Here is an 11,846-nt window from a genome sequence, read left to right as displayed (position 1 = left end):
CGAAGGGTGCGCCCCGCGCACCGAGACGGGCGCAGTCGACGAAGTACGGCCGCAGCGCGGCGATGCTCGCGCGGAAGGTGCGATGGTCCATGTCGGCGTGACTGCCGTGATCGATGGGCGTCACGAGACCGGGCTTCGGCGCCAGCGCCAGTTCGAATTCCAGCGCTTCGCACGCCAGGGCGCCGAACCGTGACGAGGCGTGTGCGCTTTCCAAGTCAGGCCGCCTTGGTGAGTGCCGCGAACCCGCGCGCGAACGCCGCCGTGCTCATGAGGCCGACGTGCCTCTGGCCTTTCACGAGAATCTGCCGGGGCTGCGTCGCGAGTTCGCGCCAGGCCACCGCCGCCCCCGCGGGGCTGACGATCTCCCCGTCCAGGCGCGGTCCCGCGCAGGCGTCGAGCGCCGTCAGCGCCGCCGCAACACCGCCGGCTCGTGCCCAGGTGCTCGGCGCGAGGAGCAGATCGAGATCAGACGCCGGCCCGATGCAAGGCTCGCCGGTCACGATCTCGATGGCGGCCGAGCCGTACAGCCGCGGGCAGGCGGCCGCGACCTCGGCGCAGGAGATCAGCGCCGCGACCTTCTCCTGCCAGTGCGCGGGCAGACGCGGTGAGGACTCCAGCAGCGTCGGCGGCCGCCGCGTCTCGCGCAGACCATGCCGCGGCACGCGAAACGCGAGGCGCATCCTGCCCTGCGCAGGCGGCAGCGCGAGCCCCAGCAACACGTCAGCGGCCGCCGCCGGCTCCTGCCGCGTGACGATCAGCGGGTGGCCGCGCCGGATCCAGTCATCGAGCAGCGCGCTGGCGCGCGCCGCGCAGATGCAGGCAGTGCCGGCCAGCCGCGCCGCCGCGGCTGCGTCCGGCGTGAGCCACGCCAGATCGTGCCGCGCGAGCGATGACACCCTAGCCACCGCTTCGCACCCGCTCGGCGACGGGATACGCGCGGGTCCGCCCGCCGCGCTCCAGGCCGCGCGCCATGCGCGAATCGGCACCTGCCGCCGCGGCGCTCGTGCCCGCATCCGCCAGAGCACTGCGCAGATGTCCCGCGAGGTCGCCCTGCCAGATCTCGGTGAGATGACCCATCCGGTAGTAGTTGCCGACACCCGGGGAGAACACCGGCGACTGCTGCGACAGCGCTTCCAGTCGCTCCAGCGGGATCTTGGTGATGCGCGACATGGCCGGCAGATTCATCACCTTGATCTCGGCGTCGGCGAGCGCGTAGCAGGCATCGGCCATCATCCCCGTGGTGAGATAGCCGCCGCTGACCGCCTGCCCGTACACCAGGCTCAGAATGCGGTGGCCGCGGCTGCGCGCGATCTCGACGCACTTGGCGAGATGCGCCATGTAGCCGTTCAGGCCGAGGAGTTCGTCGCGCCGTCGCAGACGCTGGCCCTGGGTGTCGAGGAGGAAGAGGATCGGGCGCCCCGGGTGTGCACGCACGGTGTCGAGCACGGCACCTGCCATCGCCAGCGCCAGGTCGACGCCGACCTCGGTTGCATCGTCGGTGCCGATCACCTGGATCGGGTCGTCGCCGGCGCGGCCGGTGCCCGCGAAGAAGTTGCCCCGCTCCTGCTCGACCTTCCAGGTATCGCCGAACAGGGCCTGCAGGAGTTGCTTGCGGTTCATGATGCCCTCCTCAGCGGATCGGCCAGCGCAACGAATTCGGCGGCGGCAAGCAGCGAGATGCGTTCCGGCTCGGCAACGCCGAGCGCCCCCCAGATCTCCAGCGCATCGTCGGCCTCTCCGAAGCGGTCCCAGCGTCGCTGCAGGCGTTCGTGCTCACGCTCGACCTCGGCGAGCGACAATCCGCCAGGAGCATCGAGCGCCGCGATCGCCGCCGCGCGGAAATCCGGGACATCGTCCTCGACCAGGCGGTCGACTTCACCGAGCAGGTAGCGGTGCTTGCCACCCGTCACGCGCCACACCAGCGCCCGGTCGCGCGAGTCGAACTCCTCGACACCGCGCGCGGTTTCGATCACTTCCGGACCCGACATGGCAAGCCGCCCTTCCTCCGACATCACCAGGACGTCGCAGCAGCGGGCGATGAGTCCGGTGCCGCCGAAGCAACCACCAGAGCCGCCGATGAGTCCGATGAACTTGACGCCGTCCAGGCGCGCCCGCAGCACCGCGCGCAGCAGTTCGGAAACCGCGATCAGGCCGGCGTTGGCTTCGTGCAGGCGCACACCGCCGGAGTCGAACAGAAACAGCACGGCGGCGGGCTTCTCTTCGCGGGCGCGGCCAATCAGACCCATGAGCTTGGCACCGTGCACCTCGCCGATCGCCCCGCCGAGAAACGCGCCTTCCTGTGCCGCCACCAGCACCGGCTGGCCGCCCAGCGTGGCCGCTCCGACGATCACGCCGTCGTCGAAGGCGACCGGCTGGTCGAGCTGCGCCAGGTGCGGGCTGGTGACGCGCGCGGGTGGCGGCACGAACTCGTGGAATGAATCGGCATCCACGATGCCGAGCAGGCGCTCGCGCGCCGATGCCTCGTAGTAGCTGTGCATCAGTTGCCCTCCTCCCACGCCTCGATCGCCTGATCCAGGCGCAGGCTGACCACCGCCGGCGTGGCGCCGACGTCGTTGATCTCGATCTTGAGCCGCCCGGCATGGCAGCGCGCCGCGAAGTCGCGCAGCACCGCCTCCCAGATCGGCGCGAACCCGAGCGCCGATGTATTCACGGTCACGTCGCAGCGGCTGTCCTCGCCGCCGCCCTCGACCAACACCTCGCAGTTGCCGGAACCGACGACGCCGACCAGCACCGGCTCGCGGTCCCGCGTCTGGCTTGCGCTCTGCAACGCATATTCGAGCTGTTCCATCTTCCTCTCTCCTTCGTCCCTTACCAGTTGCGGAACCGGTTCGGCGGGTTGTAGAGCCCGCCCGACGCCCGCACGAGATCCTTCACCGAACGCGCTGCCAGGAGATCGCGGGTCGCCTGCCGGCGCGCGATGCCGAGATCGCCGGCACGCCGGATGACGCCGCGCTGGCGCAGTTCCTCGACCTTGACGCGATCGCGCGCAAGGCCGACCTCGGTATAGCCCGCGACACCGCGGATCGCCTGCTCGCGCTCGCCGAGATCGCGGCACAACAGCAGATTGGCGATGCCCTCCTCGGTGACGACATGGGTGACGTCGTCGCCGTAGATCATCACCGGCGGGTTCGCGAGACCCATCGACTCCGCCAGATCCCAGGCATCGAGACGCTCGACGAACGCGGGCTCCATGTGCTCGCGGAAGGTCTCGACCATCTGCACCACCAGCTTGCGCCCGCGCGGCATCGCCTCGCGGCCCTGCCGCGCCTCTTCTCCGGCCTTGACCCAGGCGGCGCTTTCATGGCGCCGGCCGCGCGCGTCGGCACCCATGTTCGGCGCCCCGCCGAAACCGGCAATGCGGCCCTTGGTGGCCGTCGAGCTGTTGCCGTGCAGGTCGATCTGCAGCGTCGAACCGATGAAAAGATCGCACGCGTAGTGGCCCGCCGCCTGGCAGAACGCGCGATTGGAGCGCATCGAGCCGTCGGCACCGGTGAAGAAGACGTCCGGGCGCGCCTCGATGTAGCGCTCCATGCCGAGCTCGGAGCCGAAGCTGTGCACCGACTCGACGAAACCCGCCTCGATCGCCGGGATGAGTGCCGGGTGTGGATTGAGCGCCCAGTGCGTGCAGATCTTCCCCTTGAGTCCGAGCGACTCGGCGTAGGTCGGCAACAGCAGTTCGATCGCGGCGGTGTCGAAACCGATGCCGTGGTTGAGCCGTTTCACGCCGTACTCGGCGTAGATGCCCTTGATCACCATCATCGCCATCAGCACCTGGATCTCGGAGATCTGCGCCGGGTCGCGCGTGAAGAGCGGCTCGATGTAGTTAGGTCTGGGCGCCACCACCACGAAGTCCACCCAGTCCGCCGGGATGTCCACGCGCGGCAGGCTCGCCCGCCGCTCGTTGACCTGGGCGACGACGATGCCGTTGCGGAAGGCCGTGGCCTCGACGATGGCGGGCGAGTCCTCGGTGTTGGGCCCGGTGTAGAGATTGCCGGCGTCATCCACGGCCTCGGCCGCGATGAGCGCGACGTTCGGCGTCAGGTCGACGAAGTAGCGCGCGAAGAGTTCCAGGTAAGTATGTATCGCATTGATGCGGATCTTGCCGTCGGCAACGAGCGAGGCGAGCCGTGTGCCCTGCGGGCCGGAGAACGAGAAGTCGATCTCGCGCGCGATGCCGGCGTCGAAGAGCGCCGTGTGCTCCGGCAGCGCGACCACCGACTGCACCATGTGCAGGTCGTGCACGCGCGCCGGATCGACCGCAGCCAGCGCGCGGGCGAGGAAGTCGGCCTGCTTCTGGTTGTTGCCTTCCAGGCACACGCGATCGCCCGGCTTCAGGATCGCCTCGAGCAGCGCCGTAGTGGCGTCGCTCGTCACCCAGCGCCCCTGTGCCAGCGCCCCGGCGCGCTCCAGTCTGGCGGCGCGCCGCCGCGCCGCCGTGTTCCACTCTCGGATATTCACGAAGGCTCTCCCGTTGGCTCAGAGCACGATGAACAACAGCCACACCACGATCGGAGCAACGATGGTGACCAGTGCGCCGTAGATCATGAGCTGGCGGAAGAACTTGTCGCGGTCGACCCCCTGCGCGTTGGCGAGGACGAGCGCGCCATTAGTCGAGAACGGGCTCACGTCGACGATGGTAGATGCCACCGCCATGGCCGCGATGAAGCCGACGGCGCTGACCCCAGTGCCTTGCTGCAGGAAGGGCACCGCGAGCGGAATCAGCGAGCCGAGCACGGCCGTCGAGGACGCGAACGCGGACACCACGGCACCGATGAAGCACAGCAGCAGCGCTGCGATCAGCGGTGAAGCGAGCCCGGCGACGCTGTGTCCGACGAAGTCGATGGTGCCCATCTTCTGAAGCACGCCGACATAGGTGCTGACGCCGACGATGAGCATGATCTCCGGCCACGATACCTGACCGAGCGCCCGCTTCTGCAGGTTCGGCGCGATCAGCGACAGGATCAGTCCGATAGTGATCGAGACGAAGCCGATGTCGAGGTTGAACACCAGCGTCAGCACCGCCAGCGCGACGAGACCGAGCAGGGTGATCCATTGATAGGCACGCGAGGACGTGGCGGTTTCCTTGTGCTGGCTTTCCAGCATGGAATCCGGACCCTTGCGGATCTCCTCCGAACGCTCGCTCTGCGCGGTGGCTTCCGCGTCACCGAACACCTGCGGGCCTTCCTGCGCGCGCGTCACGTTGACGTGCAGGTCGGGAACCGGGATCGTCGTCACCTTCTGCGAGAGCAGCTTGCGACCACCCATCGCGAAGAAGAGCAGCAGGGCGACGGCGAAGTTCACGCCCAGGCTTGCGAACATCGTCGCGAGCTCGTTCAGCGGCAGGCCCGCCTTCTCGACGATGCGATTCGTGATGCCGCCGTAGATGCTGATCGGCGAGAAACCGCCACCCTGTGCACCGTGCACGACGAAAAGGCCCATCAGCATCGGACTGATCTTGTACTTGAAGGCGAATCCCAGTGCGATCGGCGCGATGATGGCGACCGCCGCCGGGCTGACCGCACCGACCGCGGTCAGCGCCGCGGCGATGAAGAACATGATCCAGGGAATCGCTGCCACACGTCCGCCCACGGCCCGCACCGCGCGTCCGACCAGCCAGTCGATCGTGCCGTTGTTCTGCGCCAGCGCGAAGAGATAGGTGATGCCGACCAGGGTCAGGAAAAGCTCGCCGGGAAAGTAACCGATGATCGCCTTGGTACTCAGGCCAGCGAGCAGAGTGCCGACGAGAAAGGCGCCGACGAAGGCGAGCACGCCCATGTTGATGGGCAGCGCGGTAGCGACCACGAACATCGCCACCAGCGCATAGATGGAAATGAGATGGGGTGACATCGCCGCTATGCCTCCCCGGTCCTGAATACTGCATCCTCTGTTGCCGACAACCGCTGGACGGCCGCAGCCGTCAGCAAGCGCATGCGCTGCCTCATCGTTTCCCCCTCCTAGAGAAAAGACGCCCTGCCGGGCGTTGTGTGAGCTACTGCCGAAAGCTATTTCACGAGCGTCACCGGGACCTCCGCGAGCCGCAGTACGTCGGTGGCCACCGATCCGAGCAGCAGATGGGTGAGCGTGCCGCGGCCATGCGAGCCGAGAACGATCTGGTCGAAACCTTTTTCCCTGGCGTACGCGGCGATGGTCTGTGCCACGTGTCCCACCGCGATATGGTGCGTGTAGGCGATCCCTGCGGCGTCGAGGAGCGCACGCGCTTCCGCCAGCGCCGCCAGCCCCTCCTCGCGGTAGTAGTCCTGCAGCTCGTCGTGATCGACGAACATGCGGGCGTGTCCGGATTCGATGGGAATCTGCACGTTGAGCAGGTGAATCTCCGCCGACGTGGCGGCCTGCTGCCTGATCGCGGCTTCCACCGCGCGCCGCGAGTGGGGAGAACCGTCGACGCCGATGAGCACCTTCGCCATGTCTTCGCTCCTGCGCGCTCTAGTCGGAATGCTTGGTGCGGTCGAGCGCCAGTTCCGTCACCGGCGGCGCGACCTGCTTGCGTCGTGCGAGCAGAGTGCCGAGCACGACCACGAAAATGGCCCCCGCAGCGGCGCTGGCGTAGTGGAACCAGCTCGGCCAGCCTTCGAGATGCGGCTTGACGACGACGTCGCTTGCGATCATGTCGCCGCCGATCCACCCGAGGAGGGCCCCGCCCAGCGTGATGACCACCGGGAAGCGGTCCATCAGCTTGAGCACGAATCTGCTGCCCCAGACGATGATCGGGATGCTGATGAGAATGCCGAAGACCACGAGGCCGAGATCGCCCTTCGCGGCACCTGCCACGGCGATCACGTTGTCCAGGCTCATCACGGCGTCGGCGACGACGATGGTCTTGATCGCGCCCAGCAGATGGGTGCTGCCTTCGATATTGCCGTGCCCATCCTCGTCCTCGGGCAGGAGGAGCTTCACGCCGATCCAGAACAGCAGCAGCGCGCCGACCACCTTGAGGTAGGGCAGCGCGAGGAGTTGCAGCGCGAAGAAGATGAGGATGACGCGCAGCACGATGGCGCCCGCCACCCCCCAGAGAATGCCCCGACGGCGTTGCGCCTCGGGCAGCTTGCGACAGGCCAGCGCGATCACGACCGCGTTGTCGCCGCCTAACAGGATGTCGATGGCGATGATCTGCGCCACCGCCACCCAGAAGGCCCCATCCAACATGAAATCGAGCATCCTCTTCCTCTATTTTCTGATCGGGCCGGAGATCAGGCACCGACAATGCCGAACAGCCATTCTTGTATTTTGCAACTCATTTCTTGTATACAAGAGTACCTTGTTTGGATTCTATGTCAAGAGGCGCGTATAATTTTATTTGTGGTCGTCAGAGAGGATCGAAGGATGGGCCCATCGCGCCGCTCGGAAGAGCTGCGAGAGGTGATCGAGGAGCGGATCGCCACCGGTGTGTGTGCACCCGGCTCCCGCCTGGACGAGAGCGAGCTCGCGCAGGAGTTCGGCGTCTCCCGCACCCCGGTGCGCGAGGCGCTGATCCAGCTGGCTTCGGGAGGGCTGATCGAGATGCGGCCACGGCGCGGTGCCGTGGTGGCGCAGATCGACCCGCAGCGGCTGGTGGAGATGTTCGAAGTGATGGCCGAACTGGAGGCCATGTGCGGCCGCCTGGCCGCGCGGCGCATCACGCCGGAAGAGGAAGTGGCGCTCAAGGCAGCGCACGCCGCGGGGGAGAACGCGCTCAACGCGGGCGACCCCGACACCTACTATTATTTGAACGAGTCGTTCCACCAGCTCATCTGCCAAGCCAGCCACAACGGGTTCCTGGCGGAGCAGGCGGCGGCCCTGCGGCGCCGGCTGCGCCCGTATCGCCGGCTTCAGCTGCGCGTGCGCGACAGGATGCGCAGTTCCTTTTCCGAACACGACGGCATCGTCGCTGCGATCGTCGACGGTGACGGTGATCGTGCAGCCGAGTTGCTGCGGCTGCACGTCACCGTGCAGGGCGAGCGTTTCGCCGACCTGATCGCTTCGCTGTCGCAGCTGCGCGCCGCGTAAGCGGGCGCACTCCTCAGTCCGCCGGTTTCCCGTTCGCGTCGCGACGCCGCTTCCGGCTGCCCTTCGGTTGCGAGGTGTCGTCGAGGCCCCAGACCTCGCGCACGGCAAAAAGCAGGGCCGCGATCGCCGGCTCCTGCTCCCGCCCGGCCAGGTAGATGAACTGGAGCATGGTGGTCAGCCGGGCGCTCTTCATGACGATGACCTCGCCCGCCCGCTCGCGCGCCCGTGCGAGATCGTCCCGCAGCAGCGAGAGGCCCAGCCCCGAGACGATCAGATTTGCGATCACGGACTCGTGATCGGCCTGGACGACGCTCGCGGGTTCCACGCCTTGTGCCGCGAAAAGCTCGGCCACCAGGCCATGATGGGTGCTGATCGCCGGGGTGAGGATCCACGGCAGCTTTGCCAGTTCGGCCCAGGACGCCCCCATCACCTTGTCCTTCCAGGCGGCGGGGGCGGCCACGCGGTAGACGATCTCCTGCAACGCCAGGCTGGCGACCGCCGGGTGGGACAGACGCCCGAAATAGAAGCTCGCATCGAGTTCGCCTGCCCGCACCGACTCGAATGCCGCCCCGGACACCTGGTGGTGGATGTCGAGCTCGAGCAGCGGATGGAGCTCGACCGCCCGACTCAGGAATTCCCCCAGTCGGATCGACTCCGGGTCCGCCACGGTGCCGATCCGCAGCCGCCCGGCGACCGTCCCGGCGAGCGCCCGCGCTTCCGCCTTGAGGTCCTGCGCCGCCGCCAGCACGCGCTCCGCCAGCGCCAGCAGCCGCCGGCCCGGGGCCGTCAGGACCATGCCCGTCGGCATGCGATCGAAGAGCGGGACCCCGAGTTCTTCCTCGAGCGCCTTGATCTGCGCGCTGACCGCCGGCTGGCTGATGTGGACCTTCTCCGCGGCGCGGGTCACGTGACCGAACTCGGCCACCGCAGCGAAAGTGCGCAACTGATAAAGCTCCATGCGTGCGTGCCAGCAATCCTTCCATGCGAGGCGCGTATCGGGCTTCGTATCATCGAAACCGATGAAGCCGATCCAAAGTTGCTATTAGATTTTCCGGGACGTAGCGCCTACATTGATTCCCACAAGTTTAAACAGCATAACTTTCAATGCCTTTATGGAGACTATCATGAAACTAATCGTACCGTTCGAGAGTAGCGGGAGTCCGCCCAAGCGTTTCTGGTCGGCGTTGCTGAGCAATCCGGCCGAGCATCCGGAGGATGCGGACTCTTTCTGGGCCGCGCGCATGCGCAAGTCGGGCGTGCAGCCGGAAAACCCCGACGCGGAATTCGAGGTGATCCGGCGCAGCATGGTCCCTGGCGCGACGGACGTGGTTCTCGAGCAAAACCAGGCTGTCGGCAGCAACGGCGGCGGCAGATTCACGCGGGCGCTCGCCGCCGTCGGCGAATGGTTCGTGCGCCGCGATGCAGTCGAACGCGAGGAGCAGGCGGCCGTCATGGGCGGATTCGACGTGCTCACGGAGAAGGTGCGGCTGCGCGATGTGCTGCGCACCCGCCACCTGCGCATGTAGCAGAAAGCTCCCGCATCAAGCAGGCAGGTCGGCGGGCGGCGGCGCGGGCTCATGGCTCGCGCCGCCATTTTCATTGCCCGCCCACGGGCGTCGCGTGAGAAAATGAGGTGGTTCTCGCGACGGAGCCCGTTCGTGCTGGTGCAGGATCTTCACGTTCACACCACCTGGTCGTATGCGGACGGCGCCGTCGTTCGCGAACAGACCGTCGAATTCGTCGCACAACTCCATCACGCGCGCGTGCGCGGCATCAGCGACCATCTCGAGTACCTGGTCGACATGGACGTCGACGCCTACGCCGAGAGCGTGCGCCGCGCCGGCCTCTGGGTCGGTACGGAAGTAAACGGCGCCGCGTGGATTTCGGCCGCGCTCGATGCACCGGTCGATTACTACATCGTTCACTGCTACGACACGGACGCCGACTACACGGGTCTCGAGCGCCTGCTCGGCACCGGCCGCCCCGTCATCGTCGCGCATCCCCATGCCCTCGGCACACAGCTCGCGCGCGTCCCCACCGATTGCCGCGTCGAAGTGAACAACCGCTACATCTGGCGCGGTGACTGGCGCACCTATTACGGACCTCATGTCGATCGCTTCCGTTTCGTTCTGAGCTCGGACGCGCACCAGCCCAACTGGCTCAACCAGACAGTGGCGCGCTACGTGGCGGATCAGCTCGGCATCGAGGAGACGCTCGTTTTCCCGCACTGAGACCAGGTCACGATGCCGATTCGCCTCAAGCTCGCGTTCAATCAGAACTACGCCGTCTCCGGCATGACGTTCGACTGGACGACGCTGTTCGCCAAGGTCAGCAACGACGCCTTCGACAAGCAGGTCGATCTCGTCTACAGCCCTTTCGGTTCCAGCGCCTGGATCGTGCGGCCGCTCGGCTTCGTGAGCCATCATGGCAACTACGACCTGTTCGGGTCCGATACCGTGGGTCTGTCCGGGGTCGAGACCTTTGCCCTGCGCTATCGGGTGGCCGGTGCGGACTACTGGGACAACAACTCCGGCGCCGACTACACCATCGGCCCCGCTTTCGCCGGCAAGGTCGGCGGGCAGGTTTCGCTGCGCAGTGCCACCGCGTTTCGCAAGGTCGAAGCGGGTGGCGGCTTCACGTTCGACACGGGGTGGTTCGAAGGCGAGATCCTCGTCGACAACCTCGGGTTCAACAAGCGCGTCGGCGTGGTCTACTCGCGCAACGGCGGCGCCACGTGGACCACCGTCAACGGCAGCTATCTCGGCCCGGTGCAGGCGGTTGCAGCGAACGTCGGCGGCATCGAGGTGTGGCGCTTCAAGACCCCGCAGCTCAATATCGATCCGGCAGCGGACGTCTATCGCTTCGCGGTTTTCTTCGAGGCGATCGATTTCGGCGTCACGTACTGGGACAACAATTTCGGACAGGACTATTTCCTGTCGCAGGCGGCGGGTTCGACGCTCGCATGACAAGAACCTGGGAGAGGATCGGGCATGACCATTGAAGTGGAAAAGAACGGGCACGTATGGACCGTCGTGATGAACCGTCCGGCAGCGCGCAACGCGATGGATCCCGCGAGCGCCGACGCACTCACCCGCACCATGCTCGATTTCGATGCCGACGGCGAGGCGCGCGTCGCGGTCCTGTACGGCGCAGGCGGTGCCTTCTGCTCAGGCTGGGACCTCAAGTACGTGAGCACGCTCGCCGGCGAGTATCCGCTGGGTGAGCTCGACATCCCGACCGCACGCCCACGCGGCAACGGTGGCGAAATCCCGCGCGGTCCGCTCGGTCCGACCCGGCTCGACCTCGACAAGCCCGTCATTGCGGCGGTGGCCGGCCCGGCGGTGGCCGGCGGCATGGAGCTCGCGCTGTGGTGCGACTTCCGGGTCATGCAAGAGGACGCCTATGTCGGCGTCTACTGCCGCCGCTGGGGCGTGCCGCTCATCGATGGCGGCACGGTACGGCTGCCGCGCATCGTCGGCCAGGGCCGGGCGCTCGAGATCATCCTCACCGGGCGCCAGGTCCCGGCCGCGGAATGCCTGCGCATCGGGCTGTGCGAGTATCTGGTGCCGAACGGGACGGTGCGCCAGAAGGCCGAGGCGCTGGCGCAGGACATCGCCGCGTTCCCGCCGGTGTGTGTCCGCGCCGATCGACGCTCGACCCTCAGGAGCGCCGGCTTGCCGGTGCGCGACGCGATGATCCAGGAGTGGTACAACGGGCGCGAAGCGCTGGCGAAGGACGGCGTGGCGGGCGCCGCGCGCTTCAAGGACGGCCTCGGCCGCCACGGCGATTTCGAAAGGATCTACTGAGAGTCCCAACGGACA

At 67.2% G+C, this 11,846-nt stretch carries 15 protein-coding genes; 5 read left to right on the top strand and 10 right to left on the bottom strand.

What is annotated here, in order from left to right; genetic code table 11:
- From JNK68_04960 to JNK68_04920, 9 genes are all read right to left on the bottom strand, one after another.
- The coding region (locus JNK68_04960; GenBank protein MBL8539703.1) for a triphosphoribosyl-dephospho-CoA synthase at window positions 1-214 on the bottom strand (214 nt) is incomplete at its 3' end.
- 1 nt (window position 215) lies between these two features.
- On the bottom strand, window positions 216-905 hold the full coding sequence (gene mdcG, locus JNK68_04955) for a malonate decarboxylase holo-[acyl-carrier-protein] synthase (GenBank protein ID MBL8539702.1): 690 nt from the start codon (window positions 903-905) through the stop codon (window positions 216-218).
- Entirely contained in the window at window positions 898-1,620 is a 723-nt protein-coding gene (mdcE, locus tag JNK68_04950; GenBank protein MBL8539701.1) for a biotin-independent malonate decarboxylase subunit gamma, read from the bottom strand. Before mdcE ends, mdcG begins: the two co-directional genes overlap by 8 nt.
- On the bottom strand, window positions 1,617-2,501 hold the full coding sequence (locus tag JNK68_04945; GenBank protein MBL8539700.1) for a biotin-independent malonate decarboxylase subunit beta: 885 nt from the start codon (window positions 2,499-2,501) through the stop codon (window positions 1,617-1,619). The genes mdcE and JNK68_04945 overlap by 4 nt, the downstream gene beginning before the upstream one ends.
- Window positions 2,498-2,809 carry a malonate decarboxylase acyl carrier protein gene (mdcC, locus tag JNK68_04940; protein MBL8539699.1) on the bottom strand — a complete coding sequence of 104 codons (312 nt, stop codon included), beginning with the start codon at window positions 2,807-2,809 and terminating at the stop codon, window positions 2,498-2,500. The genes JNK68_04945 and mdcC overlap by 4 nt, the downstream gene beginning before the upstream one ends.
- Window positions 2,810-2,829: 20 nt before the next feature.
- Window positions 2,830-4,479 carry a malonate decarboxylase subunit alpha gene (gene mdcA / locus JNK68_04935; protein ID MBL8539698.1) on the bottom strand — a complete coding sequence of 550 codons (1,650 nt, stop codon included), beginning with the start codon at window positions 4,477-4,479 and terminating at the stop codon, window positions 2,830-2,832.
- Between the two features lie 18 nt (window positions 4,480-4,497).
- Entirely contained in the window at window positions 4,498-5,868 is a 1,371-nt protein-coding gene (locus JNK68_04930; GenBank protein ID MBL8539697.1) for a hypothetical protein, read from the bottom strand.
- Between the two features lie 155 nt (window positions 5,869-6,023).
- A complete protein-coding gene (locus JNK68_04925; protein ID MBL8539696.1) occupies window positions 6,024-6,446 on the bottom strand; it encodes a universal stress protein in 423 nt (140 codons plus the stop codon).
- Between the two features lie 19 nt (window positions 6,447-6,465).
- Window positions 6,466-7,197, bottom strand: coding sequence for a TerC family protein (locus JNK68_04920; GenBank protein ID MBL8539695.1), 732 nt, complete (start codon window positions 7,195-7,197; stop codon window positions 6,466-6,468).
- Window positions 7,198-7,362: 165 nt separating this feature from the next.
- On the opposite strand from JNK68_04920, the gene JNK68_04915 reads away from it, so the two are divergent.
- Window positions 7,363-8,025 (top strand): GntR family transcriptional regulator, encoded by a 663-nt coding sequence (locus tag JNK68_04915; GenBank protein MBL8539694.1) that lies wholly within the window; start codon window positions 7,363-7,365, stop codon window positions 8,023-8,025.
- A 13-nt stretch (window positions 8,026-8,038) separates the two neighbouring features.
- On the opposite strand, the gene JNK68_04910 is transcribed toward JNK68_04915, so the two are convergent.
- Window positions 8,039-8,983, bottom strand: a complete 945-nt coding sequence (locus JNK68_04910; protein MBL8539693.1) for a LysR family transcriptional regulator — start codon at window positions 8,981-8,983, stop codon at window positions 8,039-8,041.
- Window positions 8,984-9,149: 166 nt separating this feature from the next.
- Here JNK68_04910 and JNK68_04905 point away from each other — a divergent pair, with 166 nt between their 5' ends.
- The 4 genes from JNK68_04905 to JNK68_04890 all read left to right on the top strand — a co-directional run bounded on the left by JNK68_04905 (window position 9,150) and on the right by JNK68_04890 (window position 11,831).
- Window positions 9,150-9,551, top strand: a complete 402-nt coding sequence (locus JNK68_04905) for a hypothetical protein (GenBank protein ID MBL8539692.1) — start codon at window positions 9,150-9,152, stop codon at window positions 9,549-9,551.
- Between the two features lie 132 nt (window positions 9,552-9,683).
- Complete coding sequence (locus JNK68_04900; GenBank protein MBL8539691.1) at window positions 9,684-10,256, top strand: hypothetical protein; 573 nt, start codon at window positions 9,684-9,686, stop codon at window positions 10,254-10,256.
- 12 nt (window positions 10,257-10,268) lie between these two features.
- Window positions 10,269-10,991, top strand: a complete 723-nt coding sequence (locus JNK68_04895; GenBank protein MBL8539690.1) for a hypothetical protein — start codon at window positions 10,269-10,271, stop codon at window positions 10,989-10,991.
- Window positions 10,992-11,015: 24 nt separating this feature from the next.
- Entirely contained in the window at window positions 11,016-11,831 is an 816-nt protein-coding gene (locus JNK68_04890; protein MBL8539689.1) for a crotonase/enoyl-CoA hydratase family protein, read from the top strand.
- Window positions 11,832-11,846: the final 15 nt, after the last annotated feature.

The organism is Betaproteobacteria bacterium, from assembly GCA_016791345.1.
In the GTDB taxonomy this organism is placed as follows: Bacteria; Pseudomonadota; Gammaproteobacteria; order Burkholderiales; family JAEUMW01; genus JAEUMW01.
Note: the sequence above shows the minus strand (reverse complement) of the source record. Positions and strands in the feature narration are given on the sequence as shown.

What these genes read in the sequence shown, in the direction of transcription:
- mdcE (MBL8539701.1), bottom strand. Translation starts at nt 1,620, where the DNA reads ATGAACCGCAAGCAACTCCTGCAGGCCCTGTTCGGCGATACCTGGAAG.
- mdcC (MBL8539699.1), bottom strand. Translation starts at nt 2,809, where the DNA reads ATGGAACAGCTCGAATATGCGTTGCAGAGCGCAAGCCAGACGCGGGAC.
- JNK68_04930 (MBL8539697.1), bottom strand. Translation starts at nt 5,868, where the DNA reads ATGTCACCCCATCTCATTTCCATCTATGCGCTGGTGGCGATGTTCGTG.
- JNK68_04925 (MBL8539696.1), bottom strand. Translation starts at nt 6,446, where the DNA reads ATGGCGAAGGTGCTCATCGGCGTCGACGGTTCTCCCCACTCGCGGCGC.
- JNK68_04920 (MBL8539695.1), bottom strand. Translation starts at nt 7,197, where the DNA reads ATGCTCGATTTCATGTTGGATGGGGCCTTCTGGGTGGCGGTGGCGCAG.
- JNK68_04915 (MBL8539694.1), top strand. Translation starts at nt 7,363, where the DNA reads ATGGGCCCATCGCGCCGCTCGGAAGAGCTGCGAGAGGTGATCGAGGAG.
- JNK68_04910 (MBL8539693.1), bottom strand. Translation starts at nt 8,983, where the DNA reads ATGGAGCTTTATCAGTTGCGCACTTTCGCTGCGGTGGCCGAGTTCGGT.
- JNK68_04905 (MBL8539692.1), top strand. Translation starts at nt 9,150, where the DNA reads ATGAAACTAATCGTACCGTTCGAGAGTAGCGGGAGTCCGCCCAAGCGT.
- JNK68_04895 (MBL8539690.1), top strand. Translation starts at nt 10,269, where the DNA reads ATGCCGATTCGCCTCAAGCTCGCGTTCAATCAGAACTACGCCGTCTCC.
- JNK68_04890 (MBL8539689.1), top strand. Translation starts at nt 11,016, where the DNA reads ATGACCATTGAAGTGGAAAAGAACGGGCACGTATGGACCGTCGTGATG.